The organism is Niastella koreensis GR20-10 (assembly GCF_000246855.1).
Classification (GTDB): Bacteria; Bacteroidota; Bacteroidia; order Chitinophagales; family Chitinophagaceae; genus Niastella; species Niastella koreensis.
Window position 1 is genome coordinate 2506891 of record NC_016609.1, and the last position, 23120, is coordinate 2530010.

Annotated in this window: 19 protein-coding genes; 9 read left to right on the forward strand and 10 right to left on the reverse strand. The window is 45.7% G+C overall.

Annotation, left to right across the window (positions count from 1 at the left end; genetic code table 11):
- Positions 1–54 precede the first annotated feature (54 nt).
- Positions 55–1434: a hypothetical protein gene (locus tag NIAKO_RS10165; protein ID WP_014218331.1), complete on the forward strand. Its 1380-nt coding sequence runs from the start codon at positions 55–57 to the stop codon at positions 1432–1434.
- Positions 1435–1691: 257 nt separating this feature from the next.
- Here NIAKO_RS10165 and NIAKO_RS10170 read toward each other — a convergent pair whose 3' ends face one another.
- Positions 1692–2189 carry a DUF6496 domain-containing protein gene (locus NIAKO_RS10170; protein WP_014218332.1) on the reverse strand — a complete coding sequence of 166 codons (498 nt, stop codon included), beginning with the start codon at positions 2187–2189 and terminating at the stop codon, positions 1692–1694.
- A 210-nt stretch (positions 2190–2399) separates the two neighbouring features.
- Between NIAKO_RS10170 and NIAKO_RS10175 the strand changes: the two genes are divergently transcribed.
- A complete protein-coding gene (locus NIAKO_RS10175) occupies positions 2400–2720 on the forward strand; it encodes a hypothetical protein (protein WP_014218333.1) in 321 nt (106 codons plus the stop codon).
- A 520-nt stretch (positions 2721–3240) separates the two neighbouring features.
- On the opposite strand, the gene NIAKO_RS10180 is transcribed toward NIAKO_RS10175, so the two are convergent.
- On the reverse strand, positions 3241–3822 hold the full coding sequence (locus NIAKO_RS10180) for a nitroreductase family protein (RefSeq protein WP_014218335.1): 582 nt from the start codon (positions 3820–3822) through the stop codon (positions 3241–3243).
- A gap of 36 nt (positions 3823–3858) precedes the next feature.
- On the opposite strand from NIAKO_RS10180, the gene NIAKO_RS10185 reads away from it, so the two are divergent.
- Positions 3859–5127, forward strand: a complete 1269-nt coding sequence (locus NIAKO_RS10185) for a retropepsin-like aspartic protease family protein (RefSeq protein WP_014218336.1) — start codon at positions 3859–3861, stop codon at positions 5125–5127.
- 100 nt (positions 5128–5227) lie between these two features.
- On the opposite strand, the gene NIAKO_RS10190 is transcribed toward NIAKO_RS10185, so the two are convergent.
- On the reverse strand, positions 5228–7759 hold the full coding sequence (locus tag NIAKO_RS10190; RefSeq protein WP_014218337.1) for a TonB-dependent receptor: 2532 nt from the start codon (positions 7757–7759) through the stop codon (positions 5228–5230).
- A gap of 269 nt (positions 7760–8028) precedes the next feature.
- The gene (locus NIAKO_RS10195) at positions 8029–9861 is read right to left on the reverse strand and encodes an ABC transporter ATP-binding protein (RefSeq protein WP_014218338.1); all 1833 of its coding nucleotides are present in this window, start codon (positions 9859–9861) and stop codon (positions 8029–8031) included.
- Between the two features lie 392 nt (positions 9862–10253).
- On the opposite strand from NIAKO_RS10195, the gene NIAKO_RS10200 reads away from it, so the two are divergent.
- Positions 10254–10457: a hypothetical protein gene (locus tag NIAKO_RS10200; protein ID WP_014218339.1), complete on the forward strand. Its 204-nt coding sequence runs from the start codon at positions 10254–10256 to the stop codon at positions 10455–10457.
- Positions 10458–10516: 59 nt separating this feature from the next.
- On the opposite strand, the gene glk is transcribed toward NIAKO_RS10200, so the two are convergent.
- Positions 10517–11557 carry a glucokinase gene (gene glk / locus NIAKO_RS10205; RefSeq protein ID WP_014218340.1) on the reverse strand — a complete coding sequence of 347 codons (1041 nt, stop codon included), beginning with the start codon at positions 11555–11557 and terminating at the stop codon, positions 10517–10519.
- Between the two features lie 227 nt (positions 11558–11784).
- Between glk and NIAKO_RS10210 the strand changes: the two genes are divergently transcribed.
- A complete protein-coding gene (locus NIAKO_RS10210) occupies positions 11785–13020 on the forward strand; it encodes a serine hydrolase domain-containing protein (protein ID WP_041348380.1) in 1236 nt (411 codons plus the stop codon).
- Positions 13021–13739: 719 nt separating this feature from the next.
- Here NIAKO_RS10210 and NIAKO_RS10215 read toward each other — a convergent pair.
- A complete protein-coding gene (locus NIAKO_RS10215) occupies positions 13740–14651 on the reverse strand; it encodes an SAM hydrolase/SAM-dependent halogenase family protein (protein ID WP_014218342.1) in 912 nt (303 codons plus the stop codon).
- Positions 14652–14684: 33 nt separating this feature from the next.
- Between NIAKO_RS10215 and NIAKO_RS10220 the strand changes: the two genes are divergently transcribed.
- Positions 14685–15206: a hypothetical protein gene (locus NIAKO_RS10220; protein ID WP_014218343.1), complete on the forward strand. Its 522-nt coding sequence runs from the start codon at positions 14685–14687 to the stop codon at positions 15204–15206.
- A 121-nt stretch (positions 15207–15327) separates the two neighbouring features.
- Here the strand turns inward: NIAKO_RS10220 and NIAKO_RS10225 are convergent, their stop codons facing one another.
- Positions 15328–16044 (reverse strand): YqjF family protein, encoded by a 717-nt coding sequence (locus NIAKO_RS10225; RefSeq protein WP_014218344.1) that lies wholly within the window; start codon positions 16042–16044, stop codon positions 15328–15330.
- A gap of 25 nt (positions 16045–16069) precedes the next feature.
- Positions 16070–16450: a VOC family protein gene (locus NIAKO_RS10230; RefSeq protein ID WP_014218345.1), complete on the reverse strand. Its 381-nt coding sequence runs from the start codon at positions 16448–16450 to the stop codon at positions 16070–16072.
- A gap of 83 nt (positions 16451–16533) precedes the next feature.
- Here NIAKO_RS10230 and NIAKO_RS10235 point away from each other — a divergent pair, with 83 nt between their 5' ends.
- Together NIAKO_RS10235 and NIAKO_RS10240 are read left to right on the forward strand one after the other, a co-directional pair.
- A complete protein-coding gene (locus tag NIAKO_RS10235; RefSeq protein ID WP_014218346.1) occupies positions 16534–17820 on the forward strand; it encodes a glucuronyl esterase domain-containing protein in 1287 nt (428 codons plus the stop codon).
- A gap of 183 nt (positions 17821–18003) precedes the next feature.
- The gene (locus NIAKO_RS10240) at positions 18004–20958 is read left to right on the forward strand and encodes a glycoside hydrolase family 2 protein (protein ID WP_014218347.1); all 2955 of its coding nucleotides are present in this window, start codon (positions 18004–18006) and stop codon (positions 20956–20958) included.
- A gap of 84 nt (positions 20959–21042) precedes the next feature.
- On the opposite strand, the gene NIAKO_RS10245 is transcribed toward NIAKO_RS10240, so the two are convergent.
- Both NIAKO_RS10245 and NIAKO_RS10250 read right to left on the reverse strand, forming a co-directional pair.
- Positions 21043–21456, reverse strand: coding sequence for a hypothetical protein (locus NIAKO_RS10245; protein ID WP_014218348.1), 414 nt, complete (start codon positions 21454–21456; stop codon positions 21043–21045).
- A gap of 85 nt (positions 21457–21541) precedes the next feature.
- Positions 21542–22234, reverse strand: coding sequence for a sulfite oxidase-like oxidoreductase (locus NIAKO_RS10250; protein ID WP_014218349.1), 693 nt, complete (start codon positions 22232–22234; stop codon positions 21542–21544).
- Positions 22235–22511: 277 nt separating this feature from the next.
- Here NIAKO_RS10250 and NIAKO_RS10255 point away from each other — a divergent pair, with 277 nt between their 5' ends.
- On the forward strand, positions 22512–23114 hold the full coding sequence (locus NIAKO_RS10255) for a hypothetical protein (protein WP_014218350.1): 603 nt from the start codon (positions 22512–22514) through the stop codon (positions 23112–23114).
- Positions 23115–23120: the final 6 nt, after the last annotated feature.

Genomic DNA, 23120 nt, shown 5'->3' on the forward strand with positions numbered 1-23120 from the left:
GATTTGCTTTCAATTATATAAGCTCATTGGCTAAAAAACAATAAATATTTTCAGATGAAAAAATTGTTGCTGACAGCATTGCTCGCTGTAGTTGGGTTTTTGTCACAGGCCCAGAAACTCGAAAAGGCTAAAGACCTGCTATCCAAAAAGAAACTCACGGATGCTAAGACCGAGATTGACAATGTAATGACCGTTGAGAAAAATAAAACCCTGGCAGACGCATGGTATACAAAAGCCAAGATCTATGGTGCTATTGCTGCTGATTCATCATTGAAAGGATCAGTGCCGGATGCACGCGGAACCGCACTGGAGTCTTTGAAAACCTATCTGGACCTGGAGTCAAAGGAAAAAGACGCGGCTAAAAGAAATATTCAGTTAACCCTGGATAACAATGCACCGCTGATTGACCTGTATACCGGTTATTCAAAAGATGCGGCTTCTTTTTATAACGCTAACAATTACAACGATGCGTTTTTAAACTTCAAAAAGTCGCTGGAAGTATTTGACCTGCTGTCGGCCAAAAATATCGTTCCCATTAAGCTTGATACTACCACTACTTTGTATGCTGGTATCTCCGCTGAAAAGGCGCAGAAACCCGATGACGCAGCTATTTTCTATGGAAAACTGGCCGAAGCAAAAGCAAAAGGCGAGGGCTTTGTAGAAATTTACAAATGGCTGGCTGACTATTATCGCAGAAAAGATGATGCTGCCAACGCCGCTAAATTCGCTGCACTGGGTAAAGAAGTATATCCCAGCGATCCTTTCTGGACTGGTTTTGAATTAGACCTGGCCCGGGAGAAAGGAACCAAAGATGAACTGTTCAAAAAATACGAGCAGGTAATAAAAGAGAATCCTGATAACTATCTTTTCCTGTTTAACTATGGTGTGGAATTATACCAAACAGGTTACGATCCGGATGCCAGCAAACGTCCTGCCAATTCAAAAGAGCTGATCGACAGAGCTGTTGACGTTATGACCAAAACCCTGGAAAAGAAACCTGATTTTGCCAATGCCAACATGGTATTAGGACAGATCTACTATAACCAGGGTGTTGAGATCAACAACGAGAACAAGAACATTCGTCCTGCAGGTGCGGTTAAATTAACACCCGATCAGCTGAAGAAAAAAGAAGATCTGCGTGTAGAAACCGCCAAGAAGTTTGAGCAGGCTGTACCTTACTTATCAAAAGTTGATGAAGTGCTCGATGCTCAGGGTAAGTTGAAAATGGAAGATAAAGACAACCTGAAGAATGCACTTGACCTGCTGATCATCATCAACGAAGAAAAAGTAAATCAGCTGGAGCAAAAGAAACGCCAGGCAGAAGCCAAAAAAGATGTTGCTGGTGTTAAATCGATCGATGCTGATATCAAGAAAGTTCAGGAGAACGTAACAAAGTATACTGACAAGTATAACAACATTGATAGAAAGCACTAATAAGTGTAAACGAAATACTGGAAACCCTCCCGATGCATCGGGAGGGTTTTTTATTTGTTCAAATCTCAGAACAATCGATTGCACTCGCCTGAGGTAAATGGGGAGCAGGTATTTTAATTTGCTTTTAATTGATTACTATTCAGCAAATGATGGTTGCCTGTTACCTTTACGCATGCGCTGAACAATCGTGCGCATGGGTTTAAGGGTTTAATTTTTCAATCAATTGACGCAGCTTTTCCAAGCTGCGTTTTTTTATTTTAACGACCGGTGCGGGCACGGGTACGCGCGGCTTTTTTAGCTGCCTGTGACCGTTTACGCGGGCCTTTTGTTAGGGCGGCTTTCTTTGCAGCGGCTGAACGATTGGTGGCCGAACGCCGGCCGGCTGCAGTATGCGCCTGGCGGGAGAGTGCCTCATGCGAAACGGCGCCAGTGCCTTCCCTTTTTAATGCTTTTACCCGGGCCCGGGACCTTTTGGCTGAAACAGGTTTATGTGCTGCGCCTTGTTTCAATTCGCGCTCAGCCTGTTTACGTGTTTTTTCAGAAGTGGTACCAGCTTTGGGCGGGTTTAATTTAACCCCGGCACGGCGGGCTTCAGATAAACCAATAGCAATGGCTTGTTTGGTATTACGAACGCCATGTTCGCCTTTGCGGATTTTGTCAATTTCATCTCGAACAAACTCACCAGCCTGGGTACTGGCCGATTTACCTTGCTGTTTATCGCGCCTGGCACGTTTTATTGCTTTTTTTGTTGGCATATGTCCATCTTTTCGTGTTTCATAATCTATGATTTCCCACTATATGTTTCGCAAATCGCATACCCCGGTTGGGTTTGGTAATTGCATAACCCACGTCGCTTGCAAAAACAATGTTTATGTGATATTTTCACGCTTATTAATCTCATTCTCTGCAGGCGCTGGATGCACCAATCAGTCCAACCGCATTTGTAACCCGTAATACCTTACTACATGCATTTATTCAAGGCCAATATCCTGTTTTATATTTCCTTTAATTTGATTGGATATGTTTTAATGTTTATCAGCGTAATGGGTACGCCTGGAATGCTTAACGAGGAAAAACCGGGTACCAAACCACTGATAAAACTGATGGACATTTTGCTGCCGGCCGCCTGGAAGGGGATCCCGGTTTTACTGTTTGCTTCCGTGCTTGCTTTTTATTTTCAATTTCTCCTGGTGGGCAAATTATGCGCAATTACAAGCCTGTCGCTGGGCCTTGGCGTGTTGCTCACGATGATTGGAATCTACTGGACGCAGGGAAGAAAAGGCTAGCCGGGGGGTGGTTTTCTTAAATATTCTATTTAACATAATGTTAATTATGGTTACTTGTAGTATGCCTGGAGTAGCCGGCTGTATGGGTTGGAAAGTTTGAAGATAGAACCTGGAACCCGAAACTTAAAACATTGAATCTTGAACTTTCAACTTTGAACTGTGGAAATGTGAAAATGAATGATCCGGATCAATTAAACCGGGTTTAGTTCAATTTTATACCCTATCAGGGAAACTAGGGAAACTACTTATACTAAACTAGATACTTTACCGTTTTAATAACCGGTTAAGGTCCTATTAAAAACGATTTGTATGCTTGGATTAATTTCCCTGATTTTAATTCTATTTATTCCTGTCATTTTTATCTGGCTGGGTTATCGCAGCAGCAAAAGCTTCAAGGATTTCCATTAATCCCCTTTTTACCCCAAACCGGGTGCCAAAATCCTGCCCTGCAACAATCCCGGGCCCAGACTTATCACCCAAAGCTGTATTTCATTATCACATTAGCAAATTATCACATTAGCTAATTAACCCAGGTCACTTTCTCCTCCACCGGTTTTCGTTTACCCGCCACAGATGGAACTTTTACATAACCCAGGTAAAAGAAACCCATCAGCACATCATCGTGCCCCAAGCCAAATAAAGGTTTTGCTTCTTCAATAAAAGTGATGCCGCCGGTGCTCCAGTAACCGCCAATATTCTCGTACGCTGAAATCGTAAGGTAAATATTCTGTACGGCGCAGGCCACCGCCGCCACTTCTTCAATTTCGGGCAGCTGATCTGTATGCCGTTTGCAGCCAATTGCAATCACATGTGAGCATTGCTGGGGCGTTACCTTCATTTGCTCATATTTGTTTTGTTTGAACTTTGGGCCGGCGTATTGTTTATAGATCTCAGCCTGTTGTTCGGCCAGCTTTTGTAAGCCGTTACCGGTAAAAACAGTAAACCGCCAGGGCTCGGTAAACTTATGGTTGGGTGCCCAGTTGGCGTTTTCAAGGGCTTGCCAAATGATCTCATCCGGAATAACTTTTCCCGCTTCAAATTGTTGTGTAAACACACTCCTGCGTGTTTGGATCAGTTCATTGATTAATTCGCTTTTTTTCATAAGGGAACAAAGATAAGGTAGCTTAATTTTGAGTCCATGCGCATAATTATATTCTTTATTTGCTTTTTTACGGGATTTGTGTTGCAGGCTGCCGATCGCAACCCGCTGGATAGCCTGTTGGTTCACCGGCATTTTTTTGAACTGCAACGCCGGTTGCAAAGCGATGCCTACAAGGAGCTGCCAACCTATAAACGATTGTATTACCAGGCCTTTTTAGATAACTTTTTTCACGATCTCACCACCTCCAATAATGATATTGCCGAGCTGCTGGCAGTTCATAAAAACCAGCTTACGACCATCCAGATCGGCAATTTGCTGATGAAAAAGATCGATAACCACGTAAAGCTGTTCCAGTACCGCGATGCCCATGTTACCACCCAGCTTTTATTACGTAAATACCGGGGGGCATTGTCGCCCCAGGAACGCGAAGACGTCCGCAATTCTGATCTTATCTGGAAAGGCCTGCAGGAGGTACCCCCGCAAACAACCAGCATTTCCAGTGAAAGCCAGATTGCCTACCGGCGCGACCTGGCCGGGTTAATCACCGTTCCGGTAAGTTTTGTGGACAGTTCATTTTATTTTGTATTTGATACCGGCGCTAATTTTTCTGTAATAACGGAATCCTATGCCCGTAAAGCCTACCTGCGTAAATTGAATGTAAAGTTTAAAGTAAGGGCCATTACAGGTTTGCAGGTGAACGCCAGCCTGGGGATTGCCGATGAATTAAAAATGGGTGATATTGTTGTGAAGAATGTGGTGTTCATGATCTTTCCCGACAGTTCACTTTCCTTTGCGCGCGGCATGTATACTATTAAAGGTATTCTGGGGTTCCCGATCATTGAACAATTACAGGAAATACGCATCGATAAAAATAATCTCACCGTGCCACAGGTAGCTGTTGACCGCAACATCCGCAATTTTGGCATTGATGAATTGCTGCCGGTGATTTCGGTTGGTTATAATACCGATACCCTGGCGTTTACATTCGATACGGGCGCGCAATTCACTTTTCTGAATGAACCATTTTACCATGATTATAAAACGTTGGTTGATACGGCCGGTTATTCGTTTGAAATGCAGATTGGCGGCGCCGGCGGAGTTGCCAAATCAAAAGCGTTCCGGGTATCACAAATTCCCATCACCGTTGCCGGAAAATCGGCCCTGTTAAAAGATGTGGCTGTTAAAACCAGCAGCACCACCCCCAAAGACAAATTATACTATGGCAATTTTGGCCAGGATATAATGGGCCAGTTCAAAGAAATGGTGATTAACTTTAGATATATGTATGTTGATTTTGTGCGATGATAAGATGCTAGTTACAGGTTGCAAGTTTCAGGGCAAACAAGCTTTTTTAGACCTTGCAACCTGGAACTTGTAACCTGTAATGGCTTTTCAGGCATCTTAATTAATCTCTTTCTTCGTTTTCATCATGATTACCACCATTCTTCTTAAACAACTGGAAGTCTGATTTACCAAATTTGTAGGTCAGCGTGGCGCGGAAGCTGCGTACATCCCAGCGGCGGTAGCTGTCCTGGTAAAAATTCTCGGTATCGCTGATGGTTCCCCGTTTTCTTGAGTTGAACACATCATTTATATTGAACGTGAAGGTGGCTTTGTTTTTCAGGAACTCTTTGCGCAATCCAAGGTCGATGCCATACATCTCCTTGCGTTTACCTTGTGGTATAACTTCAGGTGATTCATAGCCACCGGTTGTCTGAAAACTCCATTTATTCCAGAACGCGGTTTTTGACACCACGCGGTAGTTGATGATCAGTTTGGCTTCCCAGTTAAACCCTTCATTGCTCAGGTCAATATTATTTACATTCGATTTTACTTTTTTGTATTGCAGGTCTACAGTTGGCGTAATATCCAGCTGTTGTCCTACTTTTTGCTGCAGGGTCAGTTCAGAGCCCCAGCGGTTTTGATATTGCGCATTGATGAATGTATTTAAAATAGCGCTTGGACCAACGCTTGCATTGTTCAATTGCTGATATTGGGCGGCCGTGATGGTATCGCTGTAGCGGGTGATATCACCGGTGGTGTTGCGGAAGTAAATAACGCCCAGGAAATTTCCTGAATGATAATTCCTGTTGTAATTGAATTCAAATGAATTGGTGAACTCAGGACGCAAGGCCGGATTACCTTGGCGAATGTTCAACGGATCGCTGATATCAACAAACGGGTTCATTTGCCAGAAGTCGGGCCGGCTGATGCGGCGGCTGTAATTCAACTGTAACTCGTTGTCGTCCCCTATCTTTTTACTCAGGAATAAGCTCGGGAACAGGGCATCGAACAAATTACTCACCTTATTGGGATATTGGTACCCAAATTTCTTTGCACTGTCAACCAGCTCGCCATCGAACTTTGAATGTTCGGCTCGCAAACCGGCCTGGTAACCGATGCCCAGCACTTTACCTGTATAGGTAAGATAAAAGGCATTCACCATTTGGCGATACTTGTAATTATTGCTGAGCGGTAACTTGGTTTCACTGCCGTTATTTACCGAGAAGGAATTAAAAACACTGGTATTGTCATTTATATATGACCGTAAACCTGTTTCCAGTTTGCCATCCTCCCCATGCGGGTCAACATAGTCAACCTGGAACGTAACCTGGTTATTCAGGCCGGTTCCATTGTTGTGGATGCGGCTGTCGGGCGAATAGGGCGAACCGTCTGGGTTTGCATATGTGTTCAGGATACTGGTATTGTCAACATTGCTGCCATGGTTATAATTTACATCGGCGCTGATCGATTTACCGGCTTCCACAAAATTATGTTTGAAGCTGAACTGGGTACTGCTGCGTTCATTGGTTGATTTGCCATCTGAAGTACGATAACCAAAATGGGTTGGTTGCAGGCTTACATCCATGTATTCCTGGTTTTGATCTTCCAGGTTGGTGAAGCGGCCGCCGCCAAAGCTTTGTGTTAAGGTAAAGGTATTGCGGTTATCCATGAAGTAATCGGCGCCAAACCGTACATTATAAAACTGCCGTTTGCGATTTGTAAAAGCAAACTGATTGAAATAATCTTCAATAACCCCGTTATTTTTATCCTGGCGATAGGTTTCTGACTTTGGCCGGCCGCCTGAATGATTGAAGTTTCCGTTCAGAAAAAGATTGAATTTTCCCTGGCGTAAATTAAGTCCCAGGTTACCATTGTAAATATCCGGTGAACCGCCGCCAGCTGAAACAATTCCGTTCAGCCCCAGTTTTTTATTTTTCTTCAGCACCACGTTAATAATCCCGCCTGTGCTGGCTGCATCAAATTTTGCTGAAGGATTGGTGACCAGTTCAACCCGCTCAATATTGTCGGCAGGGATCTGATCTAAAGTAAGTATAGTAGGGCGGCCATCTACATAAATCTGGGGCGAGTTGTTGCGCAGTAATACATTCCCATCCACATCTACTGTAACAGATGGAATATTGCGCATAACATCAATACCGGTACCCCCTGCTGATGACAGGTTCTTCTCTACATCGAATGTTTTGCGGTCAATGCCCATTTGCAGGGCCGGCTTTTGCGCAACCACGGTTACGGAACCCAGGTATTGCGATTCGGCAGCCAGTTTGATATTGCCGAGGTCTTTTTCAACGGTTACATTGCCTTTTGACAATTTATCAAAAGTGATGATCAGTTCCTGTTTAGCATAGCCGATAGCTGTGGCTACCAGCCTGAAGGTATCGGTGCTGCGGAGGTTGCTGATGTCAAAATCCCCATTGGGTTTGGTAAGCATCCCCCCTGCCAGGATGTCGCTGTTTTTTTGAAAAAGTTGTACAGATGCGGCGTCAATGCCTTTATTATTTTTTGAATCTACAATGCGGCCGAACAGTTTACCACCGCCTGCTGCGGCTGGTTTGTTTCTTGCCGGATTGTCGGTTTGGGCCCCTACGGATATTGCGATAAGCGTTGCTAAACACAGTGCTAATACAGATTTCATTACACAGTTTATAATTGTTTTTTGTACACCGGAATCCGGAAATCCTATTACCGGGACGGCAGGTAGACGGGAAAAAATATAAACTGGTGGTCAGTACCCTGAAATATTAATGTGGATTTAATAGCAAATATTTTTAGCAACTTATTAAATGAGATGCATTTGTGAATACAGCTGCAGGCTGAAGGCGTAAAGCCTAAAGCTTAAAGCCAAAGACTATATTAGCTTTAGGCTTTCACCTTTCTGCTTTGGGCCGAAACATAGGATCACAATTAATCTTCTGAAGAGAATTCCACTTGTAGTTTCGTAAGGCTCTTATACAACCCATCTTCCTGCGCCAGTAATTGCTGGTGGGTGCCGCTTTCCACTACATGACCGCCATCCAGCACGATGATCTTATCGGCATTACGAATGGTTGACAGCCGGTGCGCAATTACGAACGAGGTCCGGTTCTTCATTAAATTTTCCAATGCCTCCTGTACCACCGATTCCGAAGCGGAGTCCAGCGAACTGGTTGCTTCGTCCAGTACCAGGATAACCGGGTCTTTCAAAATGGCGCGCGCAATGGCAATACGCTGCCGTTGTCCGCCCGATAATTTAATACCCCGCTCCCCTACCACCGTTTCATAACCTTCAGGAAAGCCGGAAATAAAATCATGCGCATTGGCTTTACGGGCGGCGGCTTCCACTTCGGCCTGCGTAGCGCCGGGTTTACCATAAATGATGTTCTCTTTAATGGTTCCCCCAAACAACATGACATCCTGTGGCACCAGTGCCATTTGTTTGCGAAGCTGGGAAAGGGGAAACGTATCGGCCGGTTTGCCATCAAATAACAACCTGCCTTCATCTGGCTGATAAAAACGCAACAGCAAGGCGGCAATGGTTGACTTACCTGCGCCGCTGGGGCCTACAATGGCAATTTGTTCACCGGGTGCGGCGGTAATGCTCACATCTTTTAAGATATGCACTTCCTTGCGGCTGGGATAGCTGAAGGCTGCATGTTCAAAGGTGACAGCGCCCTGTAATTTATTTTTCTCCAGCACCGGTTCATCAATAATCGTTACCGGTTCGGTTTCATCGCGCAAAATTTCCCGTACACGCTGGGTGGCGCCCAGTGTTTTTTGCAGCTGGCTGTATAAGTCGGCAAAGCCTGCCATACTGCCACCAACAAAAGCGGTATATACAACAAAGGCTGTGAGGCCGCCAAAGGTGAGCGGACCATGTTGCACCAGGGTAGTTCCATACCACACTACCAGGATGATGGTTCCAAATATGCTCATCAACATAAACGAAACAAACAAACCCCTGAAGCGGCCATTGTTGATGGCCATTTTAACGGCATCCTGTAAACTGTGGGTATACCTGCCTATTTCATACCACTCATTAGTAAACGATTTTACATTGCTGATACCTTGCAGGGTTTCCTGCACAATAATATTTGAATCGGCTAACTGGTCCTGCGTATTGCGGGATAGTTTGCGAATTCTTTTCCCGAATAACACGCCCACCACCACAATAACCGGTAATACCGATAACATAAGTCCGGCCAGTGCCGGGGAAAGCACAAATATTAATACCATGCCAATGATCAGCGTAAGCAGGCCACGCAAAATTTCTGCCAGCATACCGGTCACTGCATCCTGGATCTGTGACAGGTCGGCGCTGATGCGGCTCGATAACTCCCCTACCCTTCGTTGTGCAAAGAAATTCATGGGCATCATGATCATTTTCCTGTACACTTCTTTTCGCATATCCGCCAGCGCATGCTCGCCTACATACGTAAATATATATACCCGCATAAAGGAGAAGATCATCTGCAAACTTAAAATACCCAACATCCATAAGGCAATAGTGCCGGGCGATACGGCACTTTTTCCCAGGCTCAATGACTGCGCACTATCTATCAGCTTCTTTAAAAAATAAGGAAATGCCATGGTCGTGCCACTGGAAAGCGCAATAAAAAGCAAACCGGTTACAAACGTCCAGCGATATGGTTTAAGATAGCTGAAAATTAACACCGCTTCTTTCAGATTTTCTTTGGTCAGTTTTGCTTTAGGCATATCCGGTTTACGAACACCGTTATCCTGTCTGTTTCCACGAGCCATATAAAGCGATTTACATTTTTAATGTTTATAAATCAATGTTGCATAAAAATAAAATGAGCGCCTGAAATCCTGCGCTGGTGGCTGGTTATACGGGTATCAGGGTATTTTAAAGTGGTAGACGAATGAGTGAGCGCAATATTGTATATCGAAATATATCTTACCGATTATCAATAAATAGTACAGGATGATTAAAGTAGTTCTTATAAATTATTAATAAATAACAGGCAGATTTATAATTGGTCTGTATTTTTTTGGCATGATTCTTATTACTCTATTGATAACCTAGCGATTTTAAAAAACTACAAGCCGATTGCTTAACCTGATTTCGTAGCCTACCGCCCCATACACTAGTTCATTTATTTAAATCTTTTATATACTAAAAACTCAAAGTTATGAAAAGAAGCTTTTTAGCGGCAGGCATTGGTCTTTGCATTTTTGCATTTACAATGGTAGTATCAAATCACCCAGTGAGAGCGGAACAATATAATGGAAATTATATTGAGCAGGATACTACACCTAAGAAAAAGAAAGATACAACTAAGAGAAGAGATACAATGAATATCAACCTATCTCCTACCTCGACATCACAACAGTAAAGTAAAATTAATAAGCGAACAGTCTCGTATAAGCGGGGCTGTTCGCTTATGTTTTATAGTTACATCAAATAGGCTCCATACCAGGCTGCGCCAATCAAACCCGCTTTGTCATTCTTAATGATCCTGATGGGTACATTCTCCAGTAAATGTTGCATGCGGTCGCAGTCCATGTAATGCTCCATGAATTGTTTTTGCAATAACAGCGGTGCAATTTTGGGTGGAATACCGCCGCCCAGGAACAACCCACCGGTAGCTTTCAGTTTCAATACCAGGTTCGATGATTCGCGAGCGAGATAGCGCACGAACAGATCCATGGCCTCTACGCAGATCGCTGATTTATTTTCAATAGCCGCTCCGCTTATAACAGCAGAGTCAGGTGATTCTTTTGCCAGTTCTTCTTTTAACCATTCCGGTTCTTCCATCTTTTTTACATCACGCAAAAAACGATAGATGTCTACAATGGCCGGCCCTGCCACCACTTTCTCCCAGCTCACTACGCCATATTCTTTTTGCAGGTATTTTAATAAGGCAATGTCGTCATCGGTGCGCGGCGAAAAATCAGCATGTCCGCCTTCTGTTGGAAAGGGAAAATGGTTTTGGCCGTTCCAGAATAAACCGGCCTGACCCAATCCTGTTCCTGGCGCATTGATGGCCATATTACCGGCACTGTTTTCATCGCCGGCATGCAGGGTAATAAAATCATCGTCTGTCAATCCCGCCAGTCCATAAGCCATCGACTCCAGGTCGTTCAACAGAAATACCGCTTCCACGCCCATCGATTTTTTTACATCCTGGATATCTATACCCCAGCTCAGGTTGGTGAGGTTTACTTTTCCATTCAGTACGGGACCAGCCACACCCAGGCAGATCCTGTCGGGTTTCGGACATTTCTTTTCTGCTAAGAACTGTTGCATAATAGCAACGCACGATGCATATTCTGCTGAGGGGTACCTGCCGGTTTCTATTATTTTCAATCCGGCATCGGTAGCCAGGTAAAACGCCAGGTTGGTTTTTGTGCCGCCGATATCACCAGCCAGTACGGTAACGCCATTTTCACCCAGGTTAGAACGCTTTGGAATATGCAGGTTTTTTATTGTCATAGATCAGGTACTGTTTTTAACGTGGTTAATTCCTTCCTTTTTGCAATAATAGGTTGTAAAACTAATGAACTTACCAACTAACTTAGAAGATAATACTTAGTAAATTAGTTACCCTTTACCGGATGCCAGGCTCCGGTAACCGTAGTTCCAGGTTCCGGGTTTCAGGGAAAATTAAGTATTGCCTGGTATCCTGTAACATGAAACCTGTAACCGACAACCTTTTTACCATGAAATATCTTACTTATCTGCATTGCCTGTTTATAGGATTAGCAATTACATTACCAGCAACTGCCCGGCAAAAAAAGCCGGCTATCTATTATCCGCCGCCGGGAAACTGGGAGCATCGCGCCGCCGGTACGGTTGGAATGGATTCTGTTTTGTTGCAGGAGGCCGTAGCTTTTGCACAGGCGCATGAAACAAAAGAACCGCGCGATCTGAAAAAAGCGCATTACCAAAGCGCTTTTGGCCGGGAACCGTTTGGCTATCCGGTTGGGCCTTTGAAAGAACGCGGGCCCCAAACCGGGTTAATTATAAAGAACGGATATATTGTTGCTGAGTGGGGCGAGCCCGGCCGGGTAGACCAGACTTTTAGCGTGGCTAAAAGCTTTCTGTCGTCTGTGGCCGGATTGGCTTATGACGCCGGGCTGATAGCCAGTGTGGATGATAAGGTATATACCTACATGGCGCCCATAATTCCGTACGAACCGGGTCGGCTGGCAGCGGATAAGTCCGATGCTCTGCTGCACAAAGACGTGATCGACCTGTTTGATACCGACCACAACCGTACCATTGCCTGGAACCACCTGTTGCGGCAAACCAGCGACTGGGAAGGCACGCTTTGGGGTAAACCCGATTGGGCCGACCGGCCAACCCAGAATCCCGATGAATGGCAGACCCGCAAACGGAACGCCCCCGGCGCCAGCTACAAATACAACGACACCCGGGTAAATGTGCTGGCCCTGGCCTTGTTGAACCTGTGGCGCCAACCCCTCCCCCTGGTATTAAAAGAAAAGATCATGGACCCGATAGGCGCCTCCCGCACCTGGCGCTGGACGGGTTACGAAAACTCCTGGGTGGTAATGGATGGCCAACTGATGCAGTCGGTGAGCGGCGGATCGCATTGGGGCGGCGGCCTGTTCATCAGTGCCTACGACCAGGCCCGGTTCGGGTACCTTACCTTACGAAATGGAAAATGGAAAGATAAACAGCTCATTTCAGAAGCCTGGCTCAAAATGGCCCACACCCCAACCCCGGTTCAACCCACGTATGGGTTTATGAATTTTTACCTGAATACAGACAAGAAGTTATATGCCAGCGCCCCGGCCTCCGCCTTTGCCCACATCGGCGCCGGTCCCAATATTATTTATGTGGATCCTGAAAACGACCTCATTATCGTTGCCCGGTGGATAGCGGGGAGCTCAATGAATGAGTTGATTGAAAAAGTGTTGAAGTCGAAGCGATAGTTTTTAGTTCCTGGTTTAAAGTTCAAAGTTTCAGGTTCCAGGTTCCAGGTTAAATCCAGGGTTATGGGAAGGTACCGGAATGGCCTTAGATTGTAGGGGGATTGCCGGGGTATTCTCTGGACATTCTCCAGGTATTCTCAGGGTATTCTCTGGGGATGCTCTATAGGACTAGAGTCTCCAGAGAATACCCAGGCAATACTTAGACAATGGTTAGGCAATACCTCTGGAGTCTGGTGTATGTTCCGCGTCTATAACTCATCATGTCTGGCATCCCTGTCCGAGCGATCGTCCCATAGGCGGGTATGTAAAGTGATTTTAGTAACAAAACGCCATCATACCATTACCCTCTTCATCTGTTGTTACCTCATGCCTTACCGGTTTTTCATTTCATTTCAGTTGATTATAGTTGCTAATAATCAAATTATTAAGATGGTTTGTTGTAATAAAAATTAAAATGTTTTCCCGGGATCTATGGCTTATTTGACCTCAAAAAACAAAAAGTGCCGTCTCGTTGAACCGATGCGACACTTTTCATGAGTAATTTGGTTGAGCTTCTAATATTTTATTTGCATTTTAAGTGTTGATAAAGTATATAAGTACATGTAATTCAATTTATTTGTTTATTCGGCGTTGGCATGGTCGAGACGTTATGAATTTTCTGTTTTCCCTTCTTTCCTATTTGTTTGGTTATCCACCATTTGTGAAGAATTGTGTAAAAATTAATTTGGTTTTTTCCTGCGGACTACAATATTCCACTCCGCTCCGCTGTTTATATGAAAAGAATCGGCCATATTGCCCCTGTTTATGGCCAGCGAAAAGTTCATCAGGCTGTTCATATAAGCCAGCACCTTTCCTTCCGGCACGTCTCCGAACGTGTGTACAAATTCAACATCCCCGTTAAAAACCGGGATGCCATTTCTATTGATATTTACCTCCACTTTTGCTTTAGGTTCCACGTGTAACACTTTGAAAATCGAATCGTTAATGTTGGTCCATATGTTGCCATATTGCACGTCTAAAATGGGTATGTTACCCAGGATCGAATCCCCCTGAACCACAGCTTTTTGGTATGGAATGGTCACCACGGCAGGTGGTAATTCACGACCTACCTGTTCAAAACTGATCACCCCGGCAGCCAGCCTGGCCCCGGTGTAAGCATACACGTCCCGGCCATGAAAAGTGTAAGAACCCTGGGAGTTTTTCCTTCTATTTATTTCCTCATTGATTTCCCGTATCGCTTCAATGCCAAGAGATTGAGCTATGAGGGTAAGTGTGCCATTGTCGGGCGTGACGAAATAATGCCCGGTTTTAGTTTTCAGTACCACCGATTTCCGGCTGGTTCCCACACCCGGGTCAACCACCGAAACAAAAACCGTCCCGGCCGGCCAGAAGGGGGCGGTTTGCTGCAGCCGGTAAGCCCCTTCCCAGATATTGTAGGCCGGGATTTCATGGGTGAGGTCGTACAACTTCAGGTCGGGATCAACGCCGGTGGCTACGCCCTTCATGGCGCTTACGGCACCGTCCTTCAGCCCAAAGTCGGTTTGAAAAACAACGATGCCGCCGCTCTTTTTCCGGGTACAGGCGGCTACTATACAAATCAGAAAAGCAGTTACTAAGTATGTCTTTTTCATTTGATAATTTTAAATGGCTATTTTCAAATTTATATGGATTTATTAAAAGCAATCGAAAAGGAGCATTCCAAAACCCAATGTGAGAAAATAGTAAAATATGTAGGGGGCGATAAAGACCGGTTTACGGAGCTGATGCAATTGTTCTTAAAAGGTGAGTACCGGGTAACGCAACGGGCAGCCTGGCCCCTGAGTATTTGTGTGGAGCATCACCCCGAACTGATAACCCCCTGGTTTAAACAAATACTGCCCCTGTTGAAAAAGCCCGGGGTGCATAATGCGGTGGTTAGAAATATAGTGCGGCTGCTTCAATACGTAAACATTCCCAAACGCTTTCACGGACAGGTGATGAACGATTGTTTTGAGTTTATTGCCGATAACAATGCCGCCCCGGCCGTTAAAGCCTTTTCGCTCACCATCCTGGAGAACCTGTCCGCCGAATACCCGGACATCAAACCGGAATTAAAACTGATTATAGAAGAACGCTGGCAGTATGAAACGGCGGCGTTTCATTCCAGGGCTAAAAAAGTGCTGAAGAAATACCCCTTCGGGAAATGAAAAATGAAAAATCAGGAATGAAGAATGAGAAAGTCAAATGTCCAATGTTGAATGTAGAAGTGAAGAAAACTGGTAAAAGCCTAAAGGTTAAAGGCAAAAGCCAAAACCCAAAACCCGGCAATCAAACCACCCGCTTACTAAACACATTAATATCCGACCCCTCGGCCAGGAAAACAGAAACGGGCGCCTGGTCTTTCAGAACCGAAAAGGAGGGACCGTACAGGTTGGCGAAATCACAATCAATTTTATACTGGTCTACGGGGAAAACGTTCCAGCTGGGATGAGAAACCTGGTATTCGCCGGTGAGGTGCTGGTTCATCCGGGAATAACCCCAGAAATGTTCGGTAATAAACTCCTCTTCACTGCCTGCCTGCAGGGGAAACTTGGCCAACCCGGTTTTGGCTTCAATGCCGTTCCAGTGGTCATTGAATTTCCAGTGGTAACCAACATGCTGTTCGTTGCTGGCGGTATTGGCGAAGTGCTTCATGGGCAGCGTTACATACCGCTCCTTAAAAAGCGAATTGGCAATAAAAGTGATGGCCCGCTTGGGAACGATCTCTTTTACAAACACCACGCCGCGTTTGTACTCATTATTTTCTTTGTAGCGAACATAAAAACGCAGGTTCACCTCGGGAAAGCTGGTATGATAAGGAACAGGAATGCCCATTACGCGGGTATTATGAAAAAGAAATCCAACCAGGCTTACGTAGGTGCGGTTGTTCCAGGTATCCAGTTCTGTTTTGGCGGGTAAGAATGGTTGCAGGATGGCGGGATCAACCACATAATTGGCCATAATAAGCCTAAGCCATTGCGCGCTGAGGAATTTCCGTTGTTTCATAGTTGAGTGCAAAAGTAGGCTGAATTTAGGAGGTCTGGGGCGGATTTTGATACAATCCGATCACATTCCCGGCAGGGTCGCGAAAACGGGCGGTGATCTCGGGCGCATCTTCGCCAACCGGTTGCACAATAGTACCGCCATTGATGATCACTTTGGCGATCGTTTCTTCAATGTCGTCTACCATCACATACACCAGTAAGCCGGGCGTGGTGGCCGGGGTGCGGCCTTTTACCCAGGCGCCGCTTACTTCACCTACTCCATCGTCAAACGCAGTAGCGCCGTCGCCGCGCTTGCGAATGTTCCAGCCAAATACCGCTTTGTAAAAGTCGGAAGAACGCTCTATGTCTTCAGCTGCCATTTCAATATAGCAGATCTTACCATTTCCATAAGTGGGTTGTTTGTCCATCGTAGTAGTTTGAATGGTTTTATCCGGGTTTTGATTTAATGTAATTTACCCAATAAATTGCGGATCCGTTTAATATCTGTTATATGAAAAATAATCGCACCTGTAAGCTGGCTGTACTGCTTTTCGTCGTGACTGCAATGACTGCGCGGGCCCAGAATTTTCCTTCCAATACCGACGAATCGAAGGTGCCACCTTATACCCTGCCCGATGTACTGCAAATGCCCATTGGCAAAACCGTTATCAACAGCAATCAATGGCTGCATGCGCAACGGCCCTATATTTATCATTTATACGAGAAAAACCAGTTCGGCCGGTATCCGGCAACGAAAACAATCAGCCGCTTTAAGATCCTGGAAACAGACAACCAGGCACTGGATGGACTAGCCACCCGCAAACAGGTGCGCATTTATTTGCATCCTGCCGATACATCGGTATACATGGATGTATTATTATATCTGCCCAATGCGGTTAAAACACCGGCGCCGGTTTTTGTAGCATATAATTTCAGCGGCAATCATACCATTACCGCCGAAAAAAATGTGTTGCTGAGCAACCGGTGGATGTATTTCAGAGGAAAAGGCGTAGTGAACAATCGCGCTACCGAGGCAGCGCGCGGAACCGATACCGCCAGCTGGCAGTTGAAAACCATATTATCAAAAGGCTTTGCTTTGGCCACTGCTTATTATGGCGATCTTGAACCCGATACCGCCACCGGCTACACCACGGGCATTCGCACCACGCTGAAAGAGGTGCTGAATATTCAACCCGATGAATGGTGCACCATGGGCGCCTGGGCCTGGGGGTTAAGCCGGATCGCTGATTACTTACAAACTGATAAAAATATCGACGCCGGTAAAATTGCGCTGATGGGGCATTCCCGCCTGGGCAAAGCCACTTTGTGGGCCGGCGCCAGCGACCCGCGTTTTGCGCTCATCGTTTCCAACGAATCGGGCGAAGGCGGAGCTGCCTTATCGAGAAGATGGTATGGCGAAACCGTGCAAATTATCACGGCCCATTTCCCGCACTGGTTTGTGGCAAAATATAAAACCTATGGCGATGATGTGACCAAACTACCTGTAGACGGACATATGTTATTGTCGTTAATGGCGCCCCGGCCTTTGTACGTGGCCAGTGCCGTGGAAGATACCTGGAGCGATCCGAAAGGTGAGTTTTTAAGTGCGCGGGAAGCCAGCAGGGTATATGCTTTATTTGGGAAAAAAGGCATCGATACCAGTAGCATGCCTCCCTTGAATACACCAGTTGGCGAAACCGTTCGCTATCACATCCGGAGCGGTAAACATGCGGTTACTTTGTACGACTGGGAGCAGTATTTGAAATTTGCTTCGGAGCAGTTTGGCTTGAGACGTTGATACGTTGACAAGTTAACATGTTGACAAGGGGGAAGCAGGTTGACAGGGTTGATAAAGTTGACGAAGTTGATGAAGGAGCCGGAAATAGAAATTGAAACCCTGGGATCTGCCGTTTTCAGGACTCAACAGGATAGTTGCCCCGGATGGGGCTTCTATATTTGAGTACGTACTATTATGCGCCATATGATGAAAAAATGCTTCCTTGCTTTCTTCCTGGCATTTTGCTGCCTGTATTCCCATGCACAACGCACCACATATAATTTTAATAGCAGCTGGAAAGTGCTGGTGGGTGATAACGCCGATGCCAAAGAGGCCGGTTTTAACGATGCCGGCTGGAAACCGGTAACCCTGCCCTATGCCTGGAACGAAGACGACGCTTTTAAAAAAGATATAAAAGACCTTACTACCGGCATTGCCTGGTACCGCAAACATTTTAAATTACCTGCAACTGCAAAGGGACAAAAAATATTCCTGGAGTTTGAAGGCATCAGGCAGGCGGGTGAGTTTTATTTAAATGGAAAGCCGATCGGCCTGCATGAGAACGGCGTTACTGCTTTTGGGTTCGATATTTCTGATCTCGTAAATACAGGCGATGCCGAAAACGTACTGGCTGTTCGCATCGATAACAGCTGGGAATATCATGAACGCGCTACCAATACCAAATTTCAGTGGGAAGATAAAAATTTCAATGCCAACTATGGCGGCATTAACAAGAATGTATACCTGCACATTGCCGGTAAATTGTATCAAACCCTGCCATTGTTCACTACATTGGGCACTACAGGGGTATATGTATATGCCGATCAGTATAACATCAAAGGCGGCTCCGCTACCATTCATGCCGAATCACAAATAAAAAATGAAACCACTCAACCGCAGAACATAGTGTATGAAGTGGCTGTAACCGATGCAAAAGGCGCGCCGGTAAAAACTTTTTCCGGTGCTGCAACCACCCTGGCGCCCGGCGCAACAGCTACGGTGAACGCGGCTTCGCCAGTAAATGATCTGCATTTCTGGAGCTGGGGGTATGGGTATTTATATACGGTTCAAACTACGTTAAAGGTGAATGGTAAAGCGGTGGATGTGGTAAGCACCAAGACAGGTTTTCGTAAAACAGAATTTAAAGATGGCATGATCTACCTGAACGACCGGGTAATTATGGTGCATGGTTATGCCCAGCGCACCAGCAACGAATGGCCGGCCATTGGGTTAAGCGTTCCGGCCTGGTTAAGTGATTACAGCAATGGTTTAATGGTGGAAGGAAATGGCAATCTTGTTAGGTGGATGCACATCACGCCCTGGAAACAGGATATTGAAAGTTGCGACCGCGTTGGCCTGATGCAATCCATGCAGGCGGGCGATGCCGAACATGATATCACCGGCACCCGGTGGGAGCAACGCAAAGCGGTGATACGCGATGCCATCATTTACAATAAAAATAATCCCAGTATCATTTTTTATGAATCGGGAAATGAGTCTATCAGCGAAGCGCATATGGCTGAGATGAAGGCCATCCGCGATCAGTACGATCCGCATGGGGGCCGGGCCATCGGTTCCCGCGAAATGCTCGACAGCAAAGTGGCTGAATACGGTGGTGAAATGTTATATACCAATAAGAGCGCGCACATTCCCATGTGGGCCATGGAATATTCGCGGGATGAAGGTTCGCGCAAATACTGGGACGACCATACCCCACCCTTTCACAAAGATGGCGACGGGCCTCAATACAATGGACAAAACGCGGCGGTGTATAACCGCAATATGGAATCGCATGCGGTGGAGAATGTAAAACGCTGGTTTGAATTCTGGAATGAACGTCCGGGTACCGGCAGGCGCGTGAGTGCAGGCGGTGTGAATATCGTGTTTTCAGAAACCAATACCCATCACCGCGGGGCGGAAAATTACCGGTGCAGCGGCGAGGTGGATGCCTTGCGCATTAAGAAGCAAAACTATTATGCCAACCAGGTAATGTGGAATGGATGGGTGAACCCGGAGAAAAACAGTCTGCATATTATTGGCCATTGGAATTATGCATCGGGCGTAAAGAAAGATGTTTACGTAGTATCTACGGCAGATAAAGTTGAATTAAAAGTAAATGGCAAATCGCTGGGGTATGGACAAAAAAGCGATGGCTTTCTGTTCACATTTAAAAATATAGAATGGCAGGCCGGCACTATTTCCGCAACGGGTTATGACGCCAATGGAAAACAAGTGTGCGAAGGCGCCATTACTACCAAAGGCAATCCCGTTGCATTACGGTTAACCAATATTGAAAGACCGGCGCCTTTTATTGCAAATGGGCAGGACCTGTCGCTGGTAGAAGTGGAGGTGGTCGATGCCAAAGGCGAACGCTGTCCTACGGCGTTGAATACAATTCATTTTAGTTTGGAAGGGCCCGCCGAGTGGCGCGGTGGTATGGCCATAGGACCAGATAATTACATCCTGGCCAAAAGCCTGCCTGTTGAAAATGGGGTGAACCGGGTGCTGATCCGTTCAACCACCACCCCGGGAAAAATATCGGTAAAGGTTACTGCCGATGGGTTGCAACCCGCCAGCCTCACACTAATTTCCGCTCCTTTTATAGAAAACGATGGATTGGCTGCCCGGCTTCCGGCAGCAGGTTTGCCTTGCAGGCTCGACAGAGGCCCAACGCCAGCAACACCATCTTATACGATAACCCGTACACCAATTGCCATTATAAAAGCAACGGCCGGCGCGCATACCGACAGTGCTTTTGCCAGCTATGATGATAACGAGTTAAGCGATTGGGTAAATGATGGTAAACTGGAAACTGCGTGGATAGAATACGAACTGGAACGGCCGGCTACTGTCAGCGAGGTAACATTAAAGCTGAATAATTTTCGCAGCCGTGCCTATCCATTGATTATTACGGTAGATGGCAGGGAAGTATTTGCCGGTTCAACCAAACCTACCCTGGGTTATTATACCATTGCCTGCAAACCGGAGAAGGGAAAAAAAGTGAGAATACAGTTAGCGAAGGTTTCAAAAGATGAAGGCGGTAATACCATGGTGGAAGTAAATGGCAAAAAGCTGGATGATGGCGTTGCCCGCGACGATTCAAAAGCCAAAGGAACGCTGAGTATTATTGAAGCTGAAATTTATGAAGCAGCGCCCTGAGAGGAGTGTGAAAGTGGCCACCAGTTACTACCGGTGGCCATGATATGATTATATTTTTATACCCATCATTGATCTTATGCCTCTCTAAGGACAAATACCATATTCCTGTGGATCAAGTCCAACGATCGCTACCAGATACTCATTGCAAGTGGTAATAAACTGTAAAGACCCACCAGGCGAATTGTGGTAATTAACAACATTACACTCGCTTCCATCTTGAACCCATGACCATATGCAAAAATTATCCCGGCCGCTTAAAAAAACTACAACTGTCAATAAACCGCCTGAGCCATAATATGTAATAGGGAATGAAGGATTGGTATATGTTGTTGTTTGTCCCGCGCTGTTTGTAACCGTAAGTTTAGTTATCTGCTGATTATTCAGATCGTTATCGTAAGTAATGTTGACGGTAGGGCCGCAATTATTTTTTGGTATTGATTTCCCCGAAAAGAAAAGTACAAAAATCCCCAGGATAATGGGAAGGATAAGTTTGTTCATGATAAAGTTTTTGGTTAATGAACTTTAAGATAACACAAATCCTGCATTTCAAATCAAATCATGCTTAACTGTTGCTGTTTTACTACTAACTGTACCTATCATTCCTCCACGGATACGCCGTATTAGAATACCCGCGTTCTTCCCAAAAGCCTAAGACATTTTTAGGGAGAAATTCAATACGTTTTATCCATTTGGAACCTTTCCATGCATACAATTGCGGCGTTATCATACGCACGGGACCGCCGTGTTCAATGGGCAGTGGTTGACCTTCGTAGGTATGCACCAGCAACACATCGGGTTTCAAGGCTTCTTCCAGCGACACATTGGTGGTATAATCGTCGTACCCATAACATAGAATATGGGTAGCTGTTTCTTTGGGTTGAACCAGGGCTGCCAGATCCAGCAGGCGAACGCCCTTCCAGTTCATATTTAATTTACTCCAGGTAGTAACGCAATGAAAATCGGAGGTGTCGTCAGTTTGTGGCAGGGCCATAAAATCGTCCCAGTTCAACGTAACCGGGTGCTCTACTTCGCCATCCACTACCAGTTGCCACTCTGCCAACGGAATCTCCGGCTGAATGCCCAGGTCCAATACCGGCCATTTGCGGGTTTCCGTTTGCCCAACAGGAATTTCAGGCATACCATGCCGGTTTTGTTTACCGGTGCCCATGGGCCGGGTATCGGCCACAGAAGGCGTTTGTTTTATTTTTTCTTCGAACCGGTTTTTCAATTTCATGCGGGCTTCCACAATGCGGCTGAGTTTGTCTGATTGTTCCATGATTTAAAATTACCAATAATATGGCAAATGGCAGAAGGCAAAGCGGCCTCCCCCCAACCCCCTCCATCGGAGGGGGAGTTTGGCACCCTTGCGATAAAACTTAACAGTCCTCAACGCGGGCGCTTATTAACGTGTTAACTTGTCAACTCGGTCAACTTTATCAGCCTGTAATAACCCATGTGTGCCGTCTGCCATGCCCCTGTGGGTAACCGTTAATTTTTTTAAGAATTCATATGGAATTAATCAGCGGCCGCATCTCAATAAAAAATAACTGCGTATGAACTCCCTTGCCTTACCTGTTGTTCACCCGGCATTTCAAAAACTGAAAGGTGCTGGCCGTTTATTGCATCTTACTGCCGGAGGATTGATTTTAGTACATGCGCTGTCGCATATCAATCAGCCGCATAGCAGTCCGCTTTTTTTGGGTTGTTTGGTTTTTATGGCAGTTGACATCTTTATCCTGGCCATGGCCGGAAAAAATATTGCAGCCGATCTGCCGCTGGTGAACCTGTTCTTCCGCCTCATTGAGATCATCTTTTTCCTGGGTATTGGCTTAAATTCCTGTATGCACAGCGAGTGGGTGGTTGGGGCCGGACATGCATTGATGAGTGCAGCCTATGGCTATCTGTTCCTGTGCGAGAAGCGAATGCTTACCAGCGAATATGTGGCCATTCACCATACGGGCATCACCATTCCCGCCCTGCCCGAAAGCCGGTTTGTGATTTGGTCCAACATCGATCATATTGATGCTCAGTACGATTCCATCACTATTGCGGCTTCCGGCGATAAATCTTACCATTTTGACCTTCGTAAAAATCTTCAATTCGAAGAACTCGATCAAATTCACGAATTTTGCAGGCATTATTTAAAACAGCTTTAAGCGGTA